The following is a 26,076-nucleotide window of genomic DNA, read 5'->3' on the forward strand; positions in this document are numbered from 1 at the left end:
CCGGAGTTTGGCGCAAATGAACGGGTGATCGATCCAACCGATTTATTGCTCGCGCATCGGGAAGGACAGCTCGAAACAGGTCACGCCACTCTCGCTGGTAACGCTGTAGTGACCACTGTGCAATTGCATGATGGTCGCTACGATCGACAGGCCAAGCCCGTTGGATTGGGCCGAGCGCTCACGCGATTGATCAACCCGATAGAACCGCTCGAACAGTCTCGGCAGGTGCTCCGCCGGGATGGTGGTGCCTTGGTTGCACACACGCAGATGTATGCCAGTGTCCGACGGTATGGCCTGGATCAACAGTTCGGAATGAGGTGCTCCGTACTTGATCGCGTTGGCACACAGATTGGCCAGGGCGCGGCGCAGCAGGACGGGTTCGGCCCAGATGACCCCTTCACCTTCCGCGCGGATGCTGATGTCGGCGTCTGCCGCCAGACCTTCGAAATAGTCAGCCATGCGCTCCACTTCTTCAGCGGCGTCCAACTCCTGGCGCTGCTGACGGGCACTGCTGGGGTCGGTGCGCGCGAGGAAAAGCATGTTGTCGAGCATGCGCGCCAAGCGTTCCAGCTCTTCTACATTGGAGGCCAGTAGCTGCTGGTAATGTTCAACGCTGCGGTTCTGCTGCATGGCGACCTGGGTTTCACCCAGCAGGTTGTTGATGGGGGTGCGCAGTTCATGGGCCATGTCCGTAGAGACGTGAGCCAGTTGCTCAAAACCCTTGCCCAGGCGCTCGAGCATGGTATTGAAAGAGTCGATCATCGGTAACAGCTCCTTCGGCGCGCCCTGGCTGTCGAGTCGTTCGGTCAGGTTGCCGATGCCAATGCCATGGGCGTGGCGTGCCAGGCGCCGCAACGGCAGCAGGCCGCGGTGAACCATCAACCAGCCGGCCAGGGCCAGGACAATGGCCGCGACGCTGGCGAGGACATAGACGCTGAGACGGTAGCTGGCCAGCACCGCGGTGCGTTCGGTCATCAGGCGGCCGATGGTCAGTTGCAGCTTGCCCGAGTCGATATTCGCAGACACCGCGGCGAAGGGCGCACCATCGACTTCCGCTACTTTATGGACATCACTCAACTCCAGGGTGTGCTCCATCGCGACCGGAACCAACTGGGGAATATCGAGGTTCCCGGGATTGACCACGAGCAACGGAGGCCCCCCTGGAGCACCAATGCTGAGTACCGATTCGCGGTTGCCCATCATGTTCTGAAACAGCGCGGGCTTGGTTCTGATCAGATCCCGGGTGTTGCTGTCATTGAGCAGGTTACGCAACTGATTGACGCGGAAGACGAGGGCGGCTTCGTCACGGTGTATCAGCTCGCTCTCCAGTTCGCGGTACAGCTCGACCCCCATGGTCGCCAGCAGGGCAAAGGCCAGCAAGGCAAACACCAAGGCCAGGCGCAGTGTCAGGGAATAATGACGACGCTTCATGGTTGCGTATCGAAGCGGTAGCCAATGCCACGCACGCTGTGGATCAGCTTGAGCTGGAAAGGATCGTCTATTTTCAGGCGCAGGCGGCGCACCGCCACGTCCACCACATTGGTGTCGCTGTCAAAGTTCATGTCCCAGACTCGAGAGGCGATCAGTGAGCGGGATAACACCTGCCCCTGATGCGTGGCAAACAGGTGCAGCAGGGCAAACTCCTTGTTGGTCAGCGTCACTCGCACGCCAGCGCGGATGACGCGGCGTTTGATGACATCGATCTGCAGGTCATCGATCTGCAGTTGCTCTTCCTCCCGGGTCGGACCGCGTCGGGTCAGTGTGCGCAGGCGGGCGACCAGCTCGGCGAAAGAGAAGGGCTTGATCAGGTAGTCGTCGGCCCCCAGCTCCAGGCCTTTGATACGGTCGGCGATATCATCTCGCGCGGTCAGGAACAAGACCGGCGTGTCGGCCTCCTTGCGCAGGCGGCGCAGGACTTCCCAGCCGTCCATCTTCGGCATCATCACGTCCAGCACGATGACGTCGAAGGACGTTTCCAGGGCCTGGTGCAAGCCGTCAACGCCATCGCGGGCCAGGCTGACGGAGTAGCCTTGCTCCTGCAGGCCATTGAGTAAATAGTTGCCCGCCTTGGGTTCGTCTTCCACTACCAGGATATTCATGGGTATTACCTTGGTTCAGTTTCGGTATTCGATTCACGAAAGCGGACCAGAAAGCCGCGAGCAGGTGGCGCGAGTATAGCCCGATCATCAACTGATACTGCGTGTGGCCCCCGCTCCTTGTCAGCCATCTTCGTAAAGCTCCCCATCAGTTTTCGTTCGAGCAGTGCCCTTGAACCTGATAGTCCAACACATGCTCCCGACCCTGATGATCCAGGTAATCGAGCTTTGCCGGGATCACGCCGCATTGATCCGAGAGGTCGGTCATGGACAAGACTTTCGCCACGTCCATCTGGACGAAAAAACCAGTCTTGTCATGAATCACCGTTGGACTATCGGTGGTGCTGGCGAAGGCTGAACCGGTGGCGAGGAGGGCGGCGAATCCGAGCATAAGAAGTTTCATGGCATTGTCTCTCTGTCTGAGTGGGCTGCCTGTTGTCTGGCAGTGGGTTCACAATAACGAGGCCACTCAAACAGCCGACGAACAAAACAATGACAAAGTTGTAATGCAAGCTCGTCCGAAACCGGGGCCTGTGAGCGCCGGTTCGGATCGAGACGAAGGAGGAGAGGGTAGGATTTGGCTGGAAGTGCCTTTACCTGACGAGATGTTCTGCTGCCCTGCATTCCGCCAGGAAAGCTCTTCCCATGGGGGTCATTTGAGCACCGCTGTAGACCAGTTGCGGATGGCTGACGTCGGCCAGCGCTTGCGCATAGTTGAAGCTGATCAAGCGTTCCAGCGTGTCGACCTCGGCAGGATCCTTGATCTCACTTTTGCCCTGGGCGATTTCATTCAGGAGACTGTAGAAGGCGGTGTCTTGTTTGTTCACGATTTAGCCTCTTTCCGGGGTTGTGCCTGCTGATGACGGCCGTGCCAGCAATGCCTTGGCGCGGGCGCAGACATTGTCGAGGGTAAAGCCGTATTCGCGCAGCAGGACATCGGCCGGTGCCGAGGCGCCGAATCGCTCCACCCCCAACATGTCGCCATCACTACCAATATAGCGCTCCCAGCCTTGACGCACGCCCAATTCGACCGCCAGTCGCGCGCCGACCGAAGGCGGCAGCACGGCGTCGCGCTCGGCCTGGGGCAGGGCCTCGAACAACTCCCAGCTGGGCATCGAGACACAACGCACGGCGATGCCTTCACCCTCCAGGCGTTCGCCCGCCGCCAGGATCAAGGCGACTTCCGAGCCGCTGGCGATCAGGATCAACTCGGGCTCACGGCTCGCCTTGTCGTTCAACACATAGGCCCCGCGCCGCAACCCATCGGCCGCGGCATAGCGGTTGCGGTCCAGGGTAGGCAATGCTTGCCGGGTCAGGACCAGCAGGACAGGGCGGTTACGGGTAGTCATGGCGACCTGCCAGGCCACCGCGGTTTCATTGGCGTCGGCGGGGCGGATCAACAGCAGGTTCGGGATGGCGCGCAGGCTCGCCAGGTGTTCGACCGGCTGATGGGTCGGGCCGTCCTCGCCGAGGGCCAGACTGTCGTGGGTGAACACATGCACCACGTGCAGGCCCATCAGAGCTGCCAGGCGCAGGGGCGGGCGCATATAGTCGGAGAAGACCAGGAAGGTCGCGCCGTAGGCGATGAAACCGCCATGGGCGGCCAAACCGTTGACGATGGCGCCCATGGCATGTTCGCGTACGCCGAAGTGCAGGTTGCGACCGACCTGGCTCCAGCCGCTGGCGTCGGAGCCTTGTTGATCGGTGCCTGTCATTGGCGCAGGGTTGAAGTCGCCGAGGCCCTTGAGCACGGTTTTTGTCGAAGGATCGAGGTCGGCGGAGCCCCCGCTCAGTGCCGGTAGCCGCGGGGCGATGGCGTTCATCACCTTGGCGCCGGCATCGCGTGTGGCCAGGCCCTTGGCATCGGCGGGAAACACGGGAATGTCCGCATCCCAGCCTGACGGCAGTTCGCCGCCCAGGCGCTGCTGCAGTTCCTGGGAGAGTTCTGCAAAGGCCTGGGTGTAGGCGTCCATGCGCACACACCAATCCGCTTCATTGCGTGCCCCGCGTTCCACGGCCTGGCGAAAGTGCGCCAAGGCGGCGTCGGGTATCAGGAAATCCGGCTCGGTGGGCCAGCCCAGCTTTTCCTTGGTCTTGCGCACGGCGTCCACGCCGAGGGGCGAGCCGTGGGCCTTGAAACTGTCCTGCTCGGGTGAGCCGTAGCCAATATGGGTGCGCACCAGAATCAACGACGGCCGCGTCGTTTGCTCCCGCGCCGCCTGCAAGGCGGCATGTATTGCGCCGAGATCGTTACCATCTTCCACCGACACCGTGTGCCAGCCGTAGGCCTCGAAGCGCGCCGCGCGATTTTCGGAGAACGTCATGGCCGTGCCGGCGGCTAGGGTGACGGCGTTGTCATCGTAGAGGCAGGTGAGCTTGCTCAGCCCCAGGTGGCCGGCGAGTGAGGCGGCTTCGCTGGCCACGCCCTCCATCAGGTCGCCATCGCCGACGAGCGCGTAGGTATGGTGATCGACGACCGTGTGACCGGGACGGTTGTAGATCGCCGCCAGTTGCGCCTCGGCCATCGCCATGCCGACCGCGTTGGCCAGGCCCTGGCCCAGCGGCCCGGTGGTGGTTTCCACGCCGGGGGTGTGCCCGCGCTCGGGATGTCCCGGCGTCTTGCTGCCCCATTGGCGGAACTGCTTGATGTCGTCCAGCGTCAGCGCGTAGCCACTGAGGTGCAGCAGGCTGTAGAGCAACGCCGAACCGTGCCCGGCGCTGAGCACGAAACGATCGCGGTCAGGCCACTGCGGATTGTGCGGGTTGAACCTCAGCCAGCGGGTCCACAACACATAGGCCATCGGCGCGGCGCCGAGGGGCAAACCGGGATGGCCGCTGTCGGCCTTTTGCACCATATCCACCGATAGGAAACGCAGAGTGTCAATGCATTGCTGGTCGAGTTCGCTGGACATGGTGGTCTCTCGGTGAGGTGAAGAGAAGGTGGGGGACTGGTATGTCGCTTATCAGTGGATCAGTCAGGTGCCGAAGGGTTTCATTTATTTCAAGCCCGTTGGGCCATTCGGGAAGTCTGGCCGATTTACACCACTCTGGAAGCTGGATACGTCCTGTCCCCCATTTCCGGGCCATGAATAAATAAAACCAAAACTCGTCTGTATGAGTTGTTGATTCGACTCGTACAGACGAGTATTTTAATTTCGAGAGGTTACATATGACCCTCTCATAAAACAAAAAATGGATAAAGCATGATTCAAGGCTAGCCGTTTCGAGTGCGTGGTAATCAATGACTTCCTATTGGTTTGAGGGGTATGAGCATGCATGCTGGAGCCATATTTATATCATTTGATGCTGTCGCGGTATCGGGCATTACGGTTGAAGCATTAAAGATGGCCAAGTGCCTTGAGCAGAGTGAGATTACGTCCTATCTCGACCTGGGCTATGACATCAAGATCGACAAAGGCAATTTCAACAGGCCTTATGATCACGAGAAAAATATCTATCAGGGCGTGTTTACCCTGGTTCGCATCGAAGACATAGAGACTGTCCCGCATTACAGCCGGGATTTCATAGAGTATTCGCACAGTGTCTTGATCGGTCAAAAGACCGCGGTTTCTCCAGAAGAGCAGGAACGGCTTTTAATCGCCATTCGCGAGTCGTCACAGGCACTGGCTCATCGAATGGTGCAGTTTTGGGAAACACTGGATATCCGTTATGTGATCGTTGAAAACGGAACGTTGCCGGAAAACATTATTTACACCCAAGCCTTGTACCTGGCCATCGACGCCTATGGGCAAAAGCATGGCCTGGGGAATTTCGTTATCTGGCGCGATCATGACCTGATGTGGAACAGTGAGAAGACTGTGATGAAATACGGTCCGGAGCCGTATCCCCATGCCGTCAAGCCGGTTCAATCCCGCTACATTACCTATGTGACCCTCAATCAGCACCTGAAGAACAAACTCGAGGAATGGTGCGATCACGCCATCGACGTCAAGGTCAGGAAGAATACCTATGATTTCAGCGGGCAGGGGACCTGCACGAACATCAAGGAAAGCCTGGATATCCGCGACAGCGACGTCCTGATTGCCCGCACGACCCGCATCATTCCGCAAAAACGACAGGACAGGGATATCCACCTGGTCCATCGGTTGAACGCGCTTTTTGCCCGGAACGGTAGCCGCCGAAGAGTGTATCTCGCGGTCGCCGGCGATCCCCATGAACATCCTGGCTATTTTGAAGCCTTGAATAAACTGGCCCGGGAGCTACAAGTCGAGGGCTTTATCAAGTTCATCGGCTCACTGCCCCATGACTCTATGCCGACGAAGGAAAAGTCCACGACCATTGAGGATTTGTATTACTCCTGCGACTTGGTTTCCTTTCTCACTTCCTGGGGGTATGACAGCTACGGCAATCCCGTGGGGGAGGCGATCAGCAGCCGGCGCTGCTATATCACGAGCCGCTACGAATATTATCAGGAAGTCTATGGCCAGCATGGTTTTGAAGCGCCGGTCATGTCGATCGCGGAAGAGCAGGATGGCCTGCCTGATGATGACTTTATTGACGATGTCTATCAGTTGCTGAATAACAAGACGCTGATGGCTGAAATGGCTCATAAAAACTTCACCATCGGTCAGCAGGTGCTCTCCAATAACGTCATTGGCATGCTGGACTTGAGTCCTTCTGGAGGAAATATGCGTGAGGCTGTCTTTGTCTCGGTTGTGCTGCCGGTTTATAACGAAAGTGATCGCATCGATAGTGTGCTGGATTCTTTATTCAATCAGAAAACACGGGGTGGCCTGATTACCCACGCCACCTATGAACTGATCATCGTGGATAACAACTCCACAGATGACTCGGTAAAAAAAATCAACGCCTTCAAGGCTGAAAACCCGACCTTGGATATTCACGTTATCCAGGAGACCACCCAAGGTGTTTCATCTGCCAGAAAACGCGGCATGGACTATGCCTCCTTGCGCTCAAAACAGCGCGACATCCGCCTGGGAGTCAAGAATAAACACTACATTGCTTCCGCCGATGCGGACTGCACCGTGGACCCTTACTGGCTGCACGCGCTGATTGAAAAAATGCTCGAGGAGAACGGCGATCTGGGCACCTGTAATTACTATTACAACGAAGCGTCCTTTCGCCATCGGCCGAACCTGCTCAACGAGATCCAGAAGACCCTGCGCTGCCGCGAGATGTCATTTTCACTGTTCGGCGGTTTTCCGGACGGCAAGGGGTTTGCCGTCGAGCGGGGTCTCTACGACAAAGTGGGCGGCATCGAGATTTTCTACCAGTTGGACAAGGGCCGCTTTGTCGAACACCTCTCCGATGACTGGGATTTCGGGATCCGGGTGATCGCCTGGGGCGGCAAGCCGGTCTACGCCCACGATTCCCGTATCGAGATCAACAGCCGTCGTGTGGATACCATTCTGGATGAGGTGATTACCGGCAACGCCTATGGGCAGGACGGAATCATCATCATGAAGGACGTACGCCCCGACGTCGAAGAGCAAACCCCAACGCTGCGGGACACCACGCCTGTGCAGTCGCAACAGGCCTGGGACTACTCGATCAAGGACTATGTGCCCAAAAACATTGTGCTGCCGGCGCTGCTCAACCCGCGGATTCTGCTGGAAAGCCCGGCGGTACGTGAGTTCTTCAGCGGGCCGGTGGCCGATCGTATGTATCAGCGTATCGATGAAATCAAACAGGGCTCGCGGGTCATCGATTTCAAACCGATTCACGCCTACAAGACCCCGTCCTATCGCCTCTATTTCGAGTTCCGCGAGGAGATTTTCAGTGCCCTGCGCCGTGCCGTCGGCGAGGACATCGGTTTCCCGCCGCCATTGCCGGCCTGCTTCGATGGGGTCAAACCGGAAGACTTCGAGCGCTTTGTCTACTACTTCGCCGAAGACCGCGAGTCCGGTGAAGCCCATAACTACTTTGCGAACGGAGGGGTATTTTGATGAATGGCGAAGCGCTGGGCTCACTGAACGATATCGACTTGAACTATCCAACGCCGCGGGTCTACGACTTTCTCTCGCGTCCCGATAACAGCGCCTTTCTGGAGTACGTGTTCAACGACCCGTTCGGCTGCCATGTTTTTCCTGGCGATATCCCCGACTATCCGCTGTCCTCTTTTTTTGCCGACATGGATCGCGATATCAAGCAGGCCAGGCAGATTCACCTCTGGGCCTATATTCCCACCTGCCGCTACCGTTGCCATTTTTGCCAGTATCCGACGGTTATCCTGAACCCCAAGGCCGCCTCGTCGCAGCAGGTGTTCCGGGATCTGGTGGATTACAACATCAAAGAGGCCACGATGTGGCTCCAGAAAGTCCCCGGTCTGGCTCAGGCTGAAGTGGGCGAATTCAACATCTTTGGCGGTACGCCGTCACTGCTGCCTGAGCAGGAACTGCGTCGTCTGATGGCGTTCTACCGGAGCCATTTCAACTTCTCGGCCGCCACCCTGCGCTTTGAGGGCGAACCGGGCACCCTGAACAAACCCTACCTGTCGCTGTTGAAGGAGCTGGGGTTCAGCAAAATCAGCTTCGGCACCCAATCCTTCAATGACCGTATCATCTCGGCCTGCGGTCGCATGCACTCCGCTGACGAGTGCGTGGAAACCATCCATCACGCCCGTGAAATCGGCCTGGACTGGGTCAGCGTCGACCTTATCTACGGCATGCTCGGCCAAAGCGTGGATGACGTGAAATACGACATGGAGAAGTCCCTCGAGCTTGAGCTTTCCCATGTGGTCATCAGCAAGCTGCACATGGAAGAGTTCATGAAAACCCGTACCGGTGTGTCGGGAGAGAAAGAAAGCCATTGGCAGAGAAAAGGGCAGATCAGTGTCAACGACATGAGCTTCCCGGGTCTTGGCAAGCAGTATCAGATGCGCGAACTGGTGGAGCAGCACCTGTCAGCCGGTTATCGCGAACACCCGACCATGTACTTCCACCAGAACCATCGGCAGCCGGAGAAGTGGAAAGGGCTTATCACCGATCTCGATAAACAGTACCCGGAAGTGGCGATCGGTCTCGGTGGCAGCTCGAAATGCACGGGCTCCGAAGCCATCAATATCACCGGCTACAACAAGTACAAGCAGGCACTTGATGAAGGCCGCCTGCCGATTGATGAAAGCCGGGGGTTCTCACCGCTCCAGCGCGAAGTGAATGCTTTCAAAATGGCACTTTCCACGCTGATTCCAGTGAATGACCAGGTCTTCAAACAGCGTTTTGAAGGCAGAAGCTTTTACGACAATCCGATTATCGGCGGCACGCTCAAAACCCTGGTCGACAAGGCTCTCGTCAGTGTCGATGGCGATCTGGTCAGCCTGACGCCCAACGGCGTAACGCTGGTCGAAGCCGTTATCAACACCCAGTTCGTGACGCCGCAAGCCTGAGGGAGGTATCCGATGGAACAGCAAAAAAGCTCATCCGTGCCGGTCTTCAGCCTCTACTACATTGCTATCGACACTGAAGCCGGCGTGACGCCAGAACAGTTTGAGCACTTTGTTCGCCACAAGGGCGTACATATTCCCAGCTATCCGGGCTGGAGCTGGACCTTGTTACGCGGGTTGCGGGGCGAACGGGCAGGGCAATACCTGATGCTGTTTGAGATCGACAGCGCCGCGCAGCGCGATTGTTATATGGCCGCGGATGGTAATAAAACAGAACTGGCCCACCAGTTCTGGCGTGAACATCCCGAAGCGCTGGATATTCTCGGGGAGTGGAAGCGTTACGCTACCTTCAGCGAGCTACCCACCCTTTACACCGATTATCGGCTGCTGGCGGAAAACAGCAAAAGCACCGTGCCCCATGGCCCGCGTTACCAGGAGCGGGCAGGGGAGGAGCCTGTCGCGCGGGTTATCGGTATCCACAATCTCGCGTTGCGCCCCGATGTCCAGGCGCAGACCTTCGAGACCTTTATTGCGCAAAACCACCACCGCATCGAGGACTATCCGGACTGGAAATTCCGCTTGCTCAAAGGCGAGCGGGGCAACCGTCTGGACCAGTACGTGGTGCTGATGGAGATCGCGAGCCTGAAGGCGCTTGATGTGTTTTATCCGCAGCCGGATATCGCCACCGATGAAGCGGCGAAATTTGCCCGGGCACACCGGGACACCAAGCAGATGTACGAAGAGTGGAAGCAACTGGCCTCGTTTTCCGGCTCGCCGCAGATCTATACCGACTATCTGTCAGTGGCGCAAAGCCTGTGAGTACAAATGTATCCCTCTTGCAGAGCGGCTCGAATCTTCGTCAGCAGAACGCCACACGGGGCATCTTCTTTATTGCCGGGCTGGGCATGGCGTCCTGGGCGCCGTTGATTCCATTTGTCAAAGCCCGGCTCGATATTGATGACGGCACGCTGGGCCTGCTGCTGTTTTGTATTGCGGCGGGCTCCATGCTGGTAATGCCCTTTACCGGGCGCGCCATCGCCAGGCTCGGCTGTCGGACGCTGATCCTTGCCTGCGCAGCGGTCTTCTGTTTGATCCTGCCGTTCATGATGCACGCCACCTCTGCCGTGGAGATTGGCGGCGCATTGCTGGTTTTTGGCGCGGTGAACGGCCTGCTGGATGTGTCGATGAATGCCCAGGCGGTGATTGTCGAACGTGACAGCGGACAGGCGAGGATGTCCGGGTTTCACGGCTTCTACAGCATTGGCTGTGTCGCCGGGGCAGGGGGCGTCAGCCTGCTGCTGTGGGCGGGGCTGATGCCTCTGCAGGCCATTTTCCTGATCGTGCTGCTGATTGCGCTTGTGGTGATGACGGCTTCCGGTCATCTGCTCGCCAAGCGGCCGCAGGAAAGCGGTGAGTCTGGCGGTACGTTTCAGGCGCTCTCTCACCCGGGGATTCTGTTTATTGCCGTGTTGTGCTTTTTCATCTTCCTGATTGAGGGCGCGATGCTGGACTGGTCGGCTGTGTTCCTTCATACGGAGCGCGGCATGGAAAAAAGCCATGCCGGTTTTGGCTACACCCTTTATGCCATCGCCGTCGCGCTGGGCAGGTTGTACGGCGATAGCCTGGTCAACGCGTTCGGCCGGCAACGCATGCTGATGCTGGGCGGTTCATGTGCCGCAGTCGGGCTGCTGCTGATCGTCTCGGTCGATCTCCCTGGTGTGGCCCTCGCCGGGTTCATCCTGGCAGGCATCGGCCTGTCCAATATCATCCCGATTCTGTTCACCACCGCCGGCAACCAGCCGGATGTCCCGTCGAGCTTCGCGCTTTCGGCCGTGACCCTTATCGGTTACACGGGGTTGTTGAGCGGCCCGGCGCTTATCGGATTTGTTGCCCACCATTCCAGCCTGACCACGGCTTTCAGTGCGGGAGTGGTGATCATGCTGCTGGTCTGTTCCAGTGCCCGACGCATTGCGCGTTGAGGCTATGACAGGTCTGTCCTGACGTTGTCAATCCATGGAGTCTTTATGAGTCAATTATCCGGTCCGGTGTTCAGCCTGCATTACATTGGCCTCAATTTGAAAAAGGGCGTTACGGCTGAGCATTTCGAAAATTTCGTGCGCGAACGCGGTGTCGGGATCCCGGCTTATCCGGGCTGGCACTGGACATTATTGAAAGGGTTGCGCGGTGAAAGGGAAAATCAGTATCTGATGCTGCAGGAGGCACCCAGCGCGGAACAGTACGCCCAGTATATTGATCGCAACGGCGATCAGACCATCCGTGCGCGGGGTTTCTGGCGGGAACATTCGCAGGCACAGGCTCTGATTGCCGAGTGGAAAACCTTCTCAACCTTCGCCGAGCTACCGACCATCTTCTCCTACTATTCAACAGTGGCTGAGAACACCAACAGCTCACTGCCGGAAGGCCCTAACTATCAGGCCAAAGCGCTGGCCCGCGTGGTGGGGATTCACAACCTGGCCCTGCGTTCCGGCGTGGCGCCGGAGACCTTCGAGGATTTCATCACCGGCAATATTCACCGGGTGGAAGACTACCCGGGCTGGAAATTTCACATGCTCAAAGGGCAGGGCGGCAGTCGCCTCGACCAATACGCGGTCATGCTGGAAATCGAAAGCCTGGAGTCCCTGAACGCCTTCCACCCTGAGCTGGATGTTTCGACGGACAAGGCCCTGACGTTCGTACGCGAGCATCAGGAGAGCGAGCGTATGTACGACGAGTGGCGTGAACTGGCGTCTTTTTCTGGCGCGCCGCAGCTCTATACCGACTACATCACCATAGCCGGCAACAGTGGCTGAAAGGACGCTTGGCGAAGAGGTTTATTCCATCAGGCTGTGTGTGTTTTTCTGGCGGCTGATCAAGCGTAGGGGATTGGTTGAAATGCGCTTGCCCCAGGGCTAGTCTCATCCGGCCCCAGTGTTGTCTCAGCCGAGGGCGATGTCCCCGGGGTTCTAGCGTGATATTCAGGTGGGGTTATGAAGTCAAAACTTGCAGTCGCTGTTTTATTGCTGACAGCCTTCAACGGTGCGCAAGCCGCTGAAATCAAGGTGTTGACCACGGGAGCATTCAAACCGGTGTTATTGGCCATCGCGCCGGAGCTTGAGGCTTCGAAGCATATTACCCTGAATATTTCTAACGGTACTGCCGGGGAGCTGAACAAAAGGATTGAGTCAGGGGAACGTTTTGATGTGGCGATTCTTACGGATTCGCTGGTCAGCAAGTTCGAAGCCGCCGGGAGTTTGGACAAGGATACTGCGAAGAACGTCGCGAAGGTCGGTATCGGTGTGGCCGTCCCGTTGAACACTCCGAAGCCAGTGATTTCCACGGTCAACGACTTCAAGTCCATGCTGCATTCTGAGGCAAAAATTGCTTATATCGACCCCAAGTCTGGAGGCTCATCGGGGATCTACCTGACTGGGTTATTCGATAAGCTGGGCGTTTCTGAAGAGGTTGCCAGAAAGGCTGTCATGGTGAATGGTGGGCTGGTGGGTACGAAGCTCGTCGACGGTGAGGCAAGCGTTGCCATTCATCAAATCAGCGAATTATTGGCTGTACCCGGCATCCAGTTTGTTGGAGCGCTCCCGGCCGAAATCCAGAGCTATACGACCTACACGGCAGCAATGGCGAAAGGTTCTCGGCATGCAAAGGACTCGCTCGAGTTGATCAAGGCGTTGGGTGAAGAAAAAGCCGTGAGTTTATTGCAGGCCAAAGGGATGGAATGAGCGCCATGCCCTTGTTGATTGTGCAAGGTCTAGTGACCCGGGATCCCGAACGCGACTTTCACGTCGTGGATGTAGATCTGCCAGGCAATCAACGCAAGCACTGTTTGTATCGCAGCCAGTCCCAAACCACCCCAAATGATCCCAATCGCGATTTCGTAGGCCAGGCGGCGTTCCGGAGTCTTTCTGGTCACCCTTGGTTCGTCATCATCACGTTCAGCGCGCATTTTCTGTCCTTGGCGTTTTTTGAGGGCCGCTGCTGATCGTACAGCAATTGCTGAGATGCTCGAACGCTTCTGAGCTTTAATCCATGTGGCTCGAAACGCTCCTCACGGGTGGTACCAGTGCCAGGACGAAGTTTTTTGGCCTGGCCGCCGTAACGTCAACTCCCGTGTTCATCAACCATACGCGGAGGAAAACAACATGAATCGTTTCGCAGGCAAAGTTGTAGTCGTGACAGGGGCCGGGACAGGCATTGGGGCCGCTACGGCCCGCCGGTTCTTGTCCGAGGGCGCATCGGTGGTGCTTAACGGCCGCCGCGAACACAAGCTCGCCAAAACAGTGGAAGGAGCCGATCCGACCAAGGTGATGCTCCATCCTGGCGACATCTCGGACGAGACGTACGTCAAGTGGCTCATAGCCGACACCGTCGCAAAGTTCGGCCGGCTGGACGTACTGGTCAACAACGCCGGCTTCGCCATCTTTGGCCCATTCGCCCAGCTTTCCACAGAGGACTGGCGGCGACAGATCGCCACTGACCTGGACGGAGTCTATTTTGGCTGCCGGGAGGCGTTGCCTCACTTGCTCGCCACCAAGGGCTCAATCGTCAATGTATCGTCAGCCTCCGGCCTGGGTGGTGACTGGGGAGGAAGCGGGTACAACGCAGCGAAGGGGGCGGTCAGCAATCTGACCCGGTCGCTTGCCCTGGAGTACGCCGCTAGGAACGTCCGGGTAAACGCCGTCGCTCCCAGCCTCACCAGCACCGATGCGACGGCAGAGATCGAGAAGAACGAGGCCATCATGTCGGCGTTTCGCGCCCGTCTGCCGGCCGGTCGACAGGCATTACCGGAAGAGGTCGCGGCTGTCATTGCGTTTCTGGCCAGTGATGACGCCAGCTTCGTCAACGGGGTAATCATACCGGTCGACGGCGGTTTGGCCGCATCTAACGGCCAGCCAAACTTTCTCGCGATGTTCGGGGAGGACTGATACGCCTGGCACCGCGCCACGGGTGTCCTTGGCGTTTATCGTTTTCTGTGAGGAGCATCGGGCGAACGCTTGCTTGTCAGCTTGCTGACACCGTCGCTCGATGTTGCTGTGGAGTTTTTGCCTGTGGCGGTGAAGCGGCTCGGTTCAGAGCGCGGAACCGTCGCAAGCAGTCATGTCGGCGTAGTGGCTTGGCTTAGGTGCCTGAGGTTACGTCGATTTATGCAGGCCAGGGCCCGTAGGTCTCAATCCATAACTTCGCATAATGTATATTATGTTAAATTGAGTAATATGTTTCGAGTGTTACTGCTGCGGCGCACCTGCGCCACACACCTTGCTTCGCTGTTCACACTCCCTGTACGATTTCCCCAGTTTGTTTGGCCATCCACTCATTCCAAGGAAGGACCATGCGCTTCGTACAGTTCCTCAGCAATCCTCCTGAAAATTTCAAGGGTGGAGCCCGCCAGCGTGTGAAACGGCTCGTTGCCGAGATGTCACCGGGGGTGAAGCCTCACACGCCAACTCCACGAAACAACACGGTCCTGCCTCTTTCGATGTATGAAGGTGGAGTGGCTGACACCCGGCACGAAGACTGCCACCGAGGACACCTCATTGCTCTGGAGTTTGGTGGGCCCGAGTCCTCGAGCAACCTGGTTCCGATGTATGGCTCATTCAACTCGGGAGGTATATGGCGCCAATTCGAGCGTGAGCTTGAGAGCTGGGTGGATGCCGCTGGAGGTAATTGCGAAGTGGCCATCACCTGCGATTACGCTACCGAAATTTCCGAAGAACAGCGTGTGCCCACGCGGTTCACGATTATCACGAAAGTCCTGGCCGGCCTGCACGTCAATCGCACACGCACGTGGCCTATTCTGCATCCAAAGCCAGCGCCTATCATCGGCGGTGCCGACCCGACGAAGAAGGCCGAATACCTCGCACTCATCGACGAAATGACAAACGCAGGCTGGAACATCCAGGACCAGTTGAATACTGTAGGGTTTCCCTCTTACCGACGGCTCCCCGTTTTTCCTGCCGCGGCAAGGCCTTACGCGTTCCTCGATTATGCCGAGTGGAAGTCCGTCAAGGATGACCCCAAGCAGCTTGCGCATTGGAATGACCGCGTAATACTGTCGCAGGCAGCCGAGTTCTCAAGCACACAGATCGAAACTATCCGCGCAGTCAACCGCGTTCTCAACGATGGGTATCTTATAAGCGACGACATCGTTGACCCTGTGTACACCGACAAGTACCGCATTCCAGGCCAGCGGGTTGGTCTACTGGTCGAAGGTGGTCATGATCTCACACCTCAGGTCGATCACATTATTGCCAAGTCTGCCAGCGGAGCGGCCGTTTACAGCAATGCCATGTTGATCAGCGCCAAGCACAACAGCGACAAGCGCGCACGATTGGCGTTCGCAGACAGCAATGCTTTGAGCAGCATTGTTCGCGGTACCGGCAGAGTCAAAAGATATAAGCCTTACTGAACTTGATTTCGAAGACTCGATAGCTGCAGGCAAGCATCAGTGTCTGCCCTCCTCTCGGGCCTGTGAGCTACTTATGAACATCTGACATCGCCCACTTGTTAAATACGATATATTCATAAGGTCCCACCTGGTGTCAGCTTCAGACATTGCGCCTTAAATTTCTGTCGCCTCCTCAAATCGAACCCGCGGACGCTCTGCTTGGAGCCTCTCATCGATTGCACTGATGATTACTATCGAAGCCCCCGCCTATTGGGTTGCCAGAACCGATTCATATAATCGCCTCCAATTTCTCCCTTCCGCCTGGCTTCAGGCGAATTCCCCCCGGAACCCAACACCATGCCAAGCGCAAGCCAGGCCCCTCGAGGTCTTCCCGAACATAATCAACAGAGTGTCAAGCAGCAATGGCTGGCGATTCTCTCGGTCGCCGTGGGTGCCTTCGCCTTGGTGACCAGTGAGTTTCTCCCGGTGGGCGTACTCAACGACGTCGCCAGTGACCTGGGCATCAGTGCCGGCCACGCCGGGCTGATGGTTACCTTGCCCGGCATCATGGCCGCCCTCGCCGCGCCATTGCTGTCTGTCGGCATTGGTGCCATGGACCGTCGCTATCTGCTGATCGGCCTGACGCTGATAATGATCATTGCCAACTCGGTCGTGGCCTACGCCAGCGACTTCAGTCTGCTGCTGTTCGGCCGCGTGCTCCTGGGCATCAGTATCGGCGGTTTCTGGGCCACTGCCATTGCCCTCAGCGGCCGCCTGGCCCCCAAGGGAGTCGGCGTAGCCCAGGCCACCTCGATCATCATGGTCGGTGTGACATTGGCCACCGTACTGGGTGTGCCCGTAGGCACCTGGCTGAGTGGCCTGATGGGCTGGCGCATGACCTTCCTGGTCACCGCGCTGTTGGGCGTACCGGTGCTACTGGCGCAGATATCCCTGCTACCGCGGCTCACCCCGGAAAAGGCCATTCGCATCAGCGACCTGCCGGCCTTGTTCATCAATCCACAATCTCGGGTTGGCTTGATCGCTGTACTGCTGATTGGCCTGGCGCACTTTGCCGCTTACACCTATGTCGCCCCCTTCTTCAAACACAGCGCAGGCTTCGACGGGCCGACTATTGGCTCATTGCTGCTGCTCTATGGCGTGGCCGGGGTAATGGGTAATATTTTCGCTGGTTTCGCCGCCAACCGCAGTGTCCGTCACACCCTGTTGCTGGTCGCCCTGATGATCGGCACCAGCACCGCCCTGTTTCCCTACTTCGCCACGGGCATGACCGGCGCAGCGATGCTCATAGCGCTCTGGGGCTTCGCCTTCGGCGCCTTCCCGGCCTGCGCCAGCATCTGGATGTTTGTCGTAGCACCCAAGGATGTGGAGCGCGGCATGCCGCTCTTCGTCGCTTTGTTCCAGGTGATTATTGCCCTGGGCTCATTCTTTGGCGGGCAGATCGTCGACCAACTGGGCAGTTCGGTGCTGTTGAGCCTGGCGACGGCCCTGGTGGGCTGCGGTTTTGTTACGGTGCTTGTGCTGGGGAGTAACGTCAGTAATAGCCTGGCGGCCCAACCCAGCTAACCAAGAAGGCTGGTCAAGTGTGCACCTGGTTCATTCAAACTCCTGCCGATTCTCCGGAGTAATCAGCTTGAACGGCACCCAGATCAACGGTGAATCCAGACTCTCCCCCCGGGCCAGGCGCAATGCAACCTCCACCGCGCCATTCGCCTGGCCGATGGCGTCCTGGAACACACTCACGGCCATCTTGCCGTCGGCCATCAGCTTCAAACCGTCAGGCGTCCCATCAATGCCACCGACCCAATAGTCCTTGGCGTTTTTACCGGCCTTTTCCAGCCCCATGATCGCGCCAATAGCCATCTCATCGTTATTGGCCGCGATGATCGAGAAGTCCACGCCCGCCTTGACCCAATCGATAACAATGGCAGCCGCCTGGCTACGCTCCCAGTTACCGACCTTCTTCTGCACCACTTTCATGTTCGGGTATTTGGCGACGACCTTTTCCACATCTTCGGTGCGCATCAACGAGGACTTGTTGTTTGGGTCCCCCACCAGGATCACCACATTGCCCTTGTAGTTGGCGCGGCGGGCCAGCTCTTCCATTTGCAGTGTGCCCGACTCCAGCTCATCAGATCCGACGAACGCCGTCTGCCCCGGCCATTTGTCGGGGGCCGGGTTGCGGTTGACGAACACCAGCGGGATTTTCGCCGCAGTGGCCAAACGCAGCATTTCAGGGGCGCTCTTGGCATTGACCATCGCGACCACGATGGCGTCTACCTTGGAATTGACCAGGTTACGAAACTGGCGCATCTGCAACTCGGCGCTGTCATGACCATCTTCCATGAAGATATCGGTATCCAGCACGGCGGCATGCTTCTGCACGCCATTGCGCAGGATGGTCTGGAAGTTGTCGTCGTATTTGGCCATGGCCACGCCCAACAGCGGCGTAGCGGCCTGGGCCAAACCGGCAGTAAGGCAACTGATACCCAAGGCAAGCGTCAACCACTGTTTCATGTTCGGTCTCCCCGGCGTCATACGCTGAAATGATGGAGCAGCTCACGCTGCACCTTGGCCATGTCCGACAGGCCCTGGCTGCTGCTGGCCGTACGCTCGGCCCCCTCGGCGGCCTGTTGGGCGGAGTCGTTGATCTGGGTGACCATGCGGCTGGTTTCCTGCACCGTGGCACTCTGTTCCTCGGTGGCGGCAGCGATCTGGATGTTCATGTCACGGATGGTGCCCACCGCCTCCCCCATCGCCACCAGCAGCTCATCGGCGCCAGAGGCCAAGGTCACGCAGTTGTTGGATTGCACCTGGCTTTCGTTCATCACTTGCACGGCGGAATGAATCTTGCCCTGCATCTGGCCGATCATTTCCTGGATTTCGCTGGTCGACGCCTGGGTGCGGCTGGCCAGTGAACGCACTTCATCAGCCACCACCGCAAAGCCCCTGCCTTGCTCGCCGGCACGGGCCGCTTCAATGGCGGCGTTGAGCGCCAACAGGTTGGTCTGTTCGGCAATGGTGCGAATCGCATCGACGATACTGTCGATGTTCTGGCCATATTTCTGCAGTTCGTCGGTGACCGCCGAGGCCTTGTTCACCTGCTCGGCCTGCTGGCGGATATTGACGATGGTCTCGGCTACTCGCTGTTGCACCTTGTGGGTCAGCTCGCTGGTGTCGTCCACCGCGCTACGGGTGTCCTGCGCCCGCCGCGCGACTTCTTCGACGGTACTCTCCATCTCAGTCATCGCCGAAGCAGCGGAATGCAGGCGATCTTTCTGTTCATCCACTACCCGTGTGGTCTGCTCGCTGACCACCGCGTTATCGCTCGCGGACTGGGCCAAGGTATCGGCGGAGCCGATCAGCTCACGGAAGGTGGTCTGCAAGGACTGGGTCAGTTCGTTGAGGTAGCCGCCGAGTTCACCGAATTCATCTTTGCGACTGACATCGAAGCGCACCCGCATGTCACCCCGGGTAAGCTGCTTCAACACCTCGCGAAAGGCCGCCAACGGCCGACGCAGGCTGAAGGCCACCCACGTACCGATCACCAAGGCGGCCAACACCGCCAGCACACAGACGATCAACAGCAGGCTGAGGCTGTTGCTGATGGTGGCGTCGGCATCGCTCTTCGCCGCGCTGGCCACGTCAAGAGACTGGCTACCGAATTCGCCGATCTTGTCCAGCGTGGCCTGCAGGCGGGTTTCCGTCGCCTGGCGTTGTTCGCGAACATGGTCGGCCAGGCTGGCTTCCTGCTGAAAGGCACGGTACAGCCCATCACTGCCGGTCAGGTCGTTGAGCAAACGGTTGACCATGGCCGCGACGATGCGCCCTACCCTGGGGTCAACCACCAAAAATGCCTGGACCCGCGAGTTAATCACCTCGTCCTGCAGGTTAAGCAGGCGCTGCAAGGTCACGATATCCGGCTTGGCGGCGTGGGCGGCCAGACTGTCGTAGGACTTATTGACTTCCAGCAGCAACTTCTCCGCTGCGGCCAGGTGCTCATCGGCACCGGCACTGCGCTCACGGGCGATATAATCGCGCAGATAGCTGGTCAACTGGACTCCCTGGCTGCTGCTGTAACCTTGCAACTCGTGGGTCAGGGCAACTTGCGCCACATACTGGCGATGGGTCTCCATCAGGCTCTGGGCCTGTTCGACATAAGCCGCACTGAGTTGGCGTTGTTGAGTCAGGCTGTCGCGTAGCTGCGGGTGATCGCCGATATAGGTCGGAATACTCTCGAGCAATTGAGTAAAACGCACCAGGCTGTCGTTGAATGGCTGCTTACCGTCATCGATCTGCTTGGGGTCATTGCTGATAAGAACAGCCAGCAGCGCCTGGTTGGCCCTGAGGATATGAACGTAAAGCTCGCTGGCCGCCCGGCTCAACGGTGCAGATTGGCCGGTAATGATCGTCAAGCGTTCGCTGATCGAGTGGGTGCTTTGATAGCTGATGCCGACCATGGTGAGCAACACCACCAACAACACGGCAAAGCCGCCAATCACTCGCTGAAGAATGGTCATGGCTATCCTCTTTTATTTTTATACGGACTCAAGCGTGCGTTGCACAGAGCACCAATCTTGGCGGTTTCTTGGTAGCCTGGAATATTATCGGCGTGGCAATGACCAACTTTAGGCTCCGCCTGTTGGCAACGGTCGCTGATCGCGATGAATGACGCGCATCATTAACGACTGAGAATAGCCATACGCTAAGACACCTGAAGTTTCTTTTGAAAAAAGCGCGTAATCGCACTTTTTGAATAAGCTCTTTTAGCCGTTTCCACCCTGTGCCGATAACGCATTCCATCGCGCGATGACCGCCACCTCGGGGTGGTGGGCGTCGTAGGTGAGAATGCTCAGTGATGCCGTATCCAGTGGAAAATGCTGTGCTGAAACCACCGGCAACCCCACCCATCGCATGGCCAGGACCGAAGAAAACTGACCATGGGAGAACAGCGCAATATTGCCGTCCAACGCCTTCAGTTGAGCAATGATCCGGTCAGCACGACTGGCAATTTGCTCTGGGCTGTCGCCGTGCGGACAGCCGTCGCGAAAAAGATTCCAGCCCGGTCGCTGCTTGAGAATATCGACCGAGCGCTTCCCTTCGTAGTCGCCGTAGTCCCACTCCACCAAGTCCGGGACGATGACGGCAGATGCTCCCAGCCCCGCCAATGCGCAGGTTTGTTGCGCGCGCTTCAGCGGGCTGGTCAGGACATGGCTGAAGGGGATATCCCGCAGCTGCGCTGCAAGAGTCCTCGCCTCCTCCTCACCATGCGCCGTCAACGGGATATCCGTGCGACCGGTATGCTGGCGGGAAAGTGCCCATTCGGTTTCGCCGTGTCTCATCAGATAAATGTGTACGGGATCTTTCATACGGCCGGACTTTCCTGAGCAGCGTCATATTCACCCCGGCATGCCGCATGGTTACATCTGAGTCTGTGTAACAGCGCCTGTTGAGCGGCCACCACATTCGCCTCCTCACCGCGCCAGATCTCCAAAGCCGGCTGCTGAACGGCACGAGCGAAGGAAAACGCCAAAGCCCAGGGCAGCCGTGACTTGAACGCCAGATTCATGGCATTCAACCGGGCCGAGGCCAGCTCTGCCGATTGTCCTCCTGACAAGAATGTAACGCCCTGGACAGCGGCGGGAACGGTTCGCCGCAGACAGCTCACGGTTGCATCGGCCACTGCGGCCAGCGTTGTCGGCGTGGTGCATCCCAAGCCGGGAAGCACCATATTCGGTTTCAAGATCATCCCCTCGAGCAGCACCCGTTGGGCGTGCAGCTGTTTGAAAACAATGCGCAGAACCTCCTCCGTTACTTCGGCGCACCGTTGCAGGGTATGTTCACCGTCCATCAGCACTTCCGGCTCGACGATGGGCACCAGCCCCTCCTCCTGGCACAACGCGGCATAACGGGCCAGCGCCTGGGCGTTGGCCTCGATGCAACCGCTGCTGGGAATGCCGCTCCCCACGGTGATGACCGCACGCCACTTGGCAAACCGGGCGCCCATTTGAAAGTATTCCTTGAGCCGGTTGCGCAGCCCGTCCAGGCCCTCGGTGATTTTTTCTCCTGGATGAGCGGCCAGATCCGTTGCACCGATGTCCACTTTGATGCCTGGAATAACACCCGCGGCGCCCAGGGCGTCACTGAATGAGAAGCCGTCTTTTGTGTGCTGGCGAATGGTTTCATCGTAGAGAATCGCACCATTGATGTAGTCGCCCAGCCCCGGCGTTGTCACGATAAGCTCCCGATAGAGCCGCCGGGCCTCCTCGGTCTGGGGGATGCCCAATGGGGCAAAACGGCGGTTGCACGTCGGAGTGCTTTCGTCCATGGCCAGCAACCCTTTGTGGTCGGCGACCAGCCTTCTGGTGGTGTCTATCAGTGCTTGCGCATTCATGTTCAACTCCTTGTCAATAATGGAATCAGCGGCTCCCCGATCGTCCACGACCATGGGGGTCATGATTGCCCTTGCCTGAGCGTGCGATGATTTTCTCACCCGTGAATGAGGATTTCCGGCGGCTGGCCACAGTGTAGAAGATGACCGAAGCGCCAGATTCACCAAAGAGCTGCCCCAGCCCTGGACACCCGTTAATACTCAGGATAAAAAACATCAAGTCCGTTTTGTTCTATGCCCATGCATTGACAGCCATTTGATATCACGCTCTACTTCGGCTTACATAAAGCTATATCCATATAAGGAAATGAAAGCATGCGCAAGGACGCTGAGCAATCGAGCTTGCTCACCCTCAAAAGCGTCGTTAATTCGCATTCAACTCTTTGATTTTATTCTGCGCGCATCATGATTTTGGTGCGTTCTAAACTGGGTCGATTCGAATAAAGAGGGGCACCTTCTCGTGGAGAACTACAAAGAAAAGCATAACCTGTCCTCCCTGCCTTTCTGGGTGCTCTCCGCGAGACAACTCTGTGACCTGGAGCTTCTGGCTAACGAGGCCTTTTCGCCACTGACGGGTTTTCTCGGTTTAGAGGATTATCTCAGCGTCGTCCACCACATGAGACTGAGCTCGGGTGCCCTTTGGCCAATGCCGATCACCCTGGATATCCCGCAGGCATTGGCTGATCAGTTGGTACCCGGGGGCGAGTTGGCGCTACGTGATCCGGAAGGCCTCACATTAGCCGTACTGGCCATTGAGTCAATCTACCAACCGGACCATCACATCGAGGCGTTGCGGGTTTTTGGCACCCAGGACAAGGGCCATCCCGGTGTGGCAGCCTTGTATCGGCAGCATGCTTTCAATGTCGGCGGGATCATCAAAAAAGTCGACTCGGTGACGCACTATGATTTTTCTGATTTGCGCTTGTCGCCCGCGCAAGTCAAACGCGAAATAGCCCGTCGTGGCTGGGACGCGGTCGTTGCCTTTCAAACACGTAATCCGATGCATTGTGCCCATGTCGAACTGACCCTTCGCGCCATGAAACAGGCCAATGCGGCCTTGTTGCTACAGCCCGTCGTCGGGCTGACCAAACCGGATGATATCGATTATTACACCCGTGTCAGGTGCTACAAACACGCCCTGAAGTCTTACCCCGCCGATGCCGTCCTGCTGTCATTGCTGCCGTTGGCCATGCGTATGGGCGGCCCCCGTGAGGCCGTTTGGCACGCCCTGATTCGCAAGAACTTTGGTGCCACGCACTTTATCGTTGGCCGTGATCACGCCGGTCCCGGCAACGATAAGCACGGCAACGCGTTCTACTCCCCCTATGCCGCCCAGGAAATGGCGTTGGCACATGCGCAGGAAATCGGCCTGCAGATCCTGGCCTTCGAGGAAATGTTGTATATCAAGGAGGAGCGACGTTACGCGCCGGCCTCAGAGGTGCCACCAGGTGCCGCCGTGTTGAGCCTGTCGGGAACCGCCGTCAGGGAAAAGCTGGCCAGCGGCGCGGAAATTCCCGAATGGTTCAGTACACCCGATATCGTCGCAGAACTGCGTCGTTCATATCGTCCGAAACAACAGCAAGGCTTTGTGCTCTTTTTCACCGGGCTGTCTGGCGCCGGCAAGTCAACGATTGCCAATGGCATCGCCGTGCGACTGCGGGAGGACGGGAGACGAACCGTGAGTTTGCTGGATGGCGATGTGGTCCGACATAGCCTCTGCAAGGGGCTCGGTTTTTCAAAAGAGGACCGCGAGGCCAATGTAGAGCGTATTGGTTTTGTGGCTATCGAGATCGCCAGGGCCGGCGGGATCGCAATCTGCGCGTGTATTGCACCCTACGCGAGTACGCGCCAGGTCTGTCGAGAGTTGGCCGGCACCCACAAGACGGCCTTTTTCGAAATATATATAGCGGCGGATCTGGAGGTTTGTGAAAGACGTGACCGAAAGGGTTTGTATGCCAAAGCCAGGGCCGGGAAGCTACCGGGGATGACGGGTATTGATGCCCCCTATGAAGCACCGCTCTATCCCGACTTGCGAATTGACACCGCCTCCCTGAGTGCGGCCCAGGCGGTGGAGTTGATCATTGCCACCCTGGTCGAGCTGGACTATCTCCCCTCCTCTCTCCTTCATGAGCCCTGAACCACAACAGCCTTGTATACACCCATCCAAGTAGCCTGAGCCCGCTGTGTTTCCAAGGAGAACGACGTGAACGTGACCGACAAACCTGTGTCCACTGGCAATGCGCGCCCACGGCCCATCTTGATGATCCCGTTGCGTCGCTGCGGTAGTCATGCTCTGCGCCTACGTCTCAATCTTAATCCGCAGTTCTTTTCACCTTATCCGTTGCACATCGCCGACTATATGCCGATTGTTCCCCTGTACGGTGATATCGCCGATGACAACGCCTACTTTCGCATGGTGGTCGATGTTGTCGGTCTGCAGGCCGCCAGCATCGTCAAATGGCCCGGTAGCGCTTTCGATCCGATCGATATTTTCGAGCGGGTTCGCCACGAGCCGCGAAGCGTGCATCGGATTACCTGGGAGTTGCTGTTATGCGCGGCGGAACAGCAGCACGCCCATGTGGCGATGGACAAGTCGCTCGACGATGTGCACTACGCCCATGAACTCATGCAGCTTTTCCCCAATATGCTGCTGCTCAATGTTGTCCGTGACCCCCGTGCGCAGGTCGCTTCAATGAATCGCGCGATCATTCATGACTTCGACACCTTGATCAATGCACAAACCTGGGTGGCGGCGCATCGAGCGGCGCAATCCTTGATCGAGCGTTACCCCGGGCGCGTATTGACCATACGCTATGAAGATTTCCTGCTCGATGAAGAATCGACGCTCAAGCAGATCTGCCATTTTTTCGGCATTGAATTTCTCGACAAAATGCTCGACATCTCCGAATCCCGGGAGGCAAGGCAGATTTCGAAAATGTCGGCGCTTTGGTCATCCAACAGCTCTTCGCCGATCACCACGAATATTGATAAATTCAAAGGGCAACTGAGCACCCAGGAGATCGAGGTTATCGAGACCCTGGCCAAGGAGTTCATGTTGCGATATGGCTATGAGCCCATGACCGAGGCCAATTTCGCCTTTGACACGCACATGTTGGTGGACGCCGCCGAGCGCTCAGGTGACGCCCGCAAATTTGCCTGGCAAGACTTGGAACAGAAGAATTTCCAAGACTACATTTTGCGTCAATACCGCGTGGACTACCTGGCCTCGGTGCGCAGTCGGCTTGAGCGAAGTCGATAACGCCAGGCGGATGGCGGAGTAGCCGGGCAAATCGGCATAATCCGCCTATCCCACCTCAAGCAAGAGAATTTCATGGCGAACCAAGACATTACCTTCCTTCCCGACCCCGACGCGGATTCCATCTCCTCCGATGTTGCCGGTTTCGGCGGCCTGCTGGTCTCCACCCAGATCCCTACCCGTGCCGACGGCAGCCTGGAACTGGGCGACATCACCCTGCAGAGCGAGTGCACGCTACAGGCGCTCAAAGTGGCACTGGAAAAAGCCGGCAGTTCCATGGACCGGGTTCTGCACCTGACCATCTACCTCACCGACATCGCCGATCGCCCCGCCTTCAACGAAGTCTATAAACGCTTCTTCGCCAAGCCCTGGCCGGTGCGCGCAGCCGTTGGCGTGGCGGCCTTGGCGGTCGAAGGCATGCGGGTGGAAGTCACCGCGATGGCCGCCAAGGGCTGAGTTCGCGGTTTTATCCGGCGGCCGCGCTCAGCGAGTGGTCGCCGACTGGCAGCATTCGGGTGTCGGTCAGGCGTTTCGCCGCTACAATGCACGCCTTGA

Annotated in this window: 22 protein-coding genes; 13 read left to right on the top strand and 9 right to left on the bottom strand. The window is 57.9% G+C overall.

Annotated elements, in window-relative coordinates:
• Positions 1 to 42: 42 nt before the first annotated feature.
• From M5C71_RS01995 to tkt, 5 genes are all read right to left on the bottom strand, one after another.
• Entirely contained in the window at positions 43 to 1,431 is a 1,389-nt protein-coding gene (locus M5C71_RS01995) for a heavy metal sensor histidine kinase (protein ID WP_248767075.1), read from the bottom strand.
• Positions 1,428 to 2,099, bottom strand: coding sequence for a heavy metal response regulator transcription factor (locus tag M5C71_RS02000; protein ID WP_103497435.1), 672 nt, complete (start codon positions 2,097 to 2,099; stop codon positions 1,428 to 1,430). The genes M5C71_RS01995 and M5C71_RS02000 overlap by 4 nt, the downstream gene beginning before the upstream one ends.
• A 145-nt stretch (positions 2,100 to 2,244) precedes the next feature.
• Positions 2,245 to 2,499, bottom strand: coding sequence for a DUF2790 domain-containing protein (locus M5C71_RS02005; RefSeq protein ID WP_103497434.1), 255 nt, complete (start codon positions 2,497 to 2,499; stop codon positions 2,245 to 2,247).
• Positions 2,500 to 2,689: 190 nt separating this feature from the next.
• Complete coding sequence (locus M5C71_RS02010; RefSeq protein ID WP_248767076.1) at positions 2,690 to 2,923, bottom strand: hypothetical protein; 234 nt, start codon at positions 2,921 to 2,923, stop codon at positions 2,690 to 2,692.
• 3 nt (positions 2,924 to 2,926) lie between these two features.
• Positions 2,927 to 5,008 (bottom strand): transketolase, encoded by a 2,082-nt coding sequence (tkt, locus tag M5C71_RS02015; RefSeq protein WP_248767077.1) that lies wholly within the window; start codon positions 5,006 to 5,008, stop codon positions 2,927 to 2,929.
• Between the two features lie 360 nt (positions 5,009 to 5,368).
• Here tkt and M5C71_RS02020 point away from each other — a divergent pair, with 360 nt between their 5' ends.
• The 10 genes from M5C71_RS02020 (at position 5,369) to M5C71_RS02065 (ending at position 17,440) form a co-directional block, all read left to right on the top strand.
• Positions 5,369 to 8,023, top strand: a complete 2,655-nt coding sequence (locus M5C71_RS02020) for a glycosyltransferase (RefSeq protein WP_248767078.1) — start codon at positions 5,369 to 5,371, stop codon at positions 8,021 to 8,023.
• On the top strand, positions 8,023 to 9,462 hold the full coding sequence (locus tag M5C71_RS02025; RefSeq protein WP_248767079.1) for a radical SAM protein: 1,440 nt from the start codon (positions 8,023 to 8,025) through the stop codon (positions 9,460 to 9,462). The genes M5C71_RS02020 and M5C71_RS02025 overlap by 1 nt, the downstream gene beginning before the upstream one ends.
• Positions 9,463 to 9,474: 12 nt before the next feature.
• Complete coding sequence (locus tag M5C71_RS02030) at positions 9,475 to 10,278, top strand: hypothetical protein (RefSeq protein ID WP_248767080.1); 804 nt, start codon at positions 9,475 to 9,477, stop codon at positions 10,276 to 10,278.
• A complete protein-coding gene (locus M5C71_RS02035) occupies positions 10,275 to 11,438 on the top strand; it encodes an MFS transporter (protein ID WP_248767081.1) in 1,164 nt (387 codons plus the stop codon). The genes M5C71_RS02030 and M5C71_RS02035 overlap by 4 nt, the downstream gene beginning before the upstream one ends.
• 45 nt (positions 11,439 to 11,483) lie before the next feature.
• Complete coding sequence (locus M5C71_RS02040; protein ID WP_103494135.1) at positions 11,484 to 12,269, top strand: hypothetical protein; 786 nt, start codon at positions 11,484 to 11,486, stop codon at positions 12,267 to 12,269.
• 177 nt (positions 12,270 to 12,446) lie between these two features.
• On the top strand, positions 12,447 to 13,193 hold the full coding sequence (locus M5C71_RS02045) for a substrate-binding domain-containing protein (protein ID WP_103494134.1): 747 nt from the start codon (positions 12,447 to 12,449) through the stop codon (positions 13,191 to 13,193).
• A gap of 5 nt (positions 13,194 to 13,198) precedes the next feature.
• On the top strand, positions 13,199 to 13,453 hold the full coding sequence (locus tag M5C71_RS02050) for a hypothetical protein (RefSeq protein ID WP_248767082.1): 255 nt from the start codon (positions 13,199 to 13,201) through the stop codon (positions 13,451 to 13,453).
• A 160-nt stretch (positions 13,454 to 13,613) separates the two neighbouring features.
• Complete coding sequence (locus M5C71_RS02055) at positions 13,614 to 14,396, top strand: SDR family oxidoreductase (RefSeq protein ID WP_248767083.1); 783 nt, start codon at positions 13,614 to 13,616, stop codon at positions 14,394 to 14,396.
• A gap of 404 nt (positions 14,397 to 14,800) precedes the next feature.
• Entirely contained in the window at positions 14,801 to 15,877 is a 1,077-nt protein-coding gene (locus M5C71_RS02060) for a DNA/RNA non-specific endonuclease (protein ID WP_177098998.1), read from the top strand.
• Positions 15,878 to 16,213: 336 nt separating this feature from the next.
• Entirely contained in the window at positions 16,214 to 17,440 is a 1,227-nt protein-coding gene (locus tag M5C71_RS02065) for an MFS transporter (protein WP_248767084.1), read from the top strand.
• Positions 17,441 to 17,470: 30 nt separating this feature from the next.
• Here M5C71_RS02065 and M5C71_RS02070 read toward each other — a convergent pair whose 3' ends face one another.
• The 4 genes from M5C71_RS02070 to M5C71_RS02085 form a co-directional block, all read right to left on the bottom strand.
• Positions 17,471 to 18,391, bottom strand: coding sequence for a substrate-binding domain-containing protein (locus M5C71_RS02070; RefSeq protein ID WP_103494120.1), 921 nt, complete (start codon positions 18,389 to 18,391; stop codon positions 17,471 to 17,473).
• 17 nt (positions 18,392 to 18,408) lie between these two features.
• A complete protein-coding gene (locus tag M5C71_RS02075; RefSeq protein ID WP_248767085.1) occupies positions 18,409 to 20,394 on the bottom strand; it encodes a methyl-accepting chemotaxis protein in 1,986 nt (661 codons plus the stop codon).
• Positions 20,395 to 20,640: 246 nt separating this feature from the next.
• On the bottom strand, positions 20,641 to 21,243 hold the full coding sequence (locus M5C71_RS02080; protein ID WP_248767086.1) for a histidine phosphatase family protein: 603 nt from the start codon (positions 21,241 to 21,243) through the stop codon (positions 20,641 to 20,643).
• Entirely contained in the window at positions 21,240 to 22,268 is a 1,029-nt protein-coding gene (locus M5C71_RS02085; RefSeq protein WP_248767087.1) for a class I fructose-bisphosphate aldolase, read from the bottom strand. The genes M5C71_RS02080 and M5C71_RS02085 overlap by 4 nt, the downstream gene beginning before the upstream one ends.
• A 457-nt stretch (positions 22,269 to 22,725) precedes the next feature.
• Here M5C71_RS02085 and M5C71_RS02090 point away from each other — a divergent pair, with 457 nt between their 5' ends.
• The 3 genes from M5C71_RS02090 (at position 22,726) to M5C71_RS02100 (ending at position 25,977) form a co-directional block, all read left to right on the top strand.
• The gene (locus M5C71_RS02090) at positions 22,726 to 24,402 is read left to right on the top strand and encodes a bifunctional sulfate adenylyltransferase/adenylylsulfate kinase (RefSeq protein ID WP_103494117.1); all 1,677 of its coding nucleotides are present in this window, start codon (positions 22,726 to 22,728) and stop codon (positions 24,400 to 24,402) included.
• A gap of 66 nt (positions 24,403 to 24,468) precedes the next feature.
• Positions 24,469 to 25,524 (top strand): sulfotransferase, encoded by a 1,056-nt coding sequence (locus M5C71_RS02095; RefSeq protein WP_218171190.1) that lies wholly within the window; start codon positions 24,469 to 24,471, stop codon positions 25,522 to 25,524.
• 72 nt (positions 25,525 to 25,596) lie between these two features.
• Positions 25,597 to 25,977 (top strand): RidA family protein, encoded by a 381-nt coding sequence (locus M5C71_RS02100; protein ID WP_103494116.1) that lies wholly within the window; start codon positions 25,597 to 25,599, stop codon positions 25,975 to 25,977.
• Positions 25,978 to 26,076: the final 99 nt, after the last annotated feature.

Origin of the sequence: Pseudomonas sp. MWU12-2345 (assembly GCF_023242385.1) — a bacterium.
Taxonomy (GTDB): Bacteria; Pseudomonadota; Gammaproteobacteria; order Pseudomonadales; family Pseudomonadaceae; genus Aquipseudomonas; species Aquipseudomonas gingeri_D.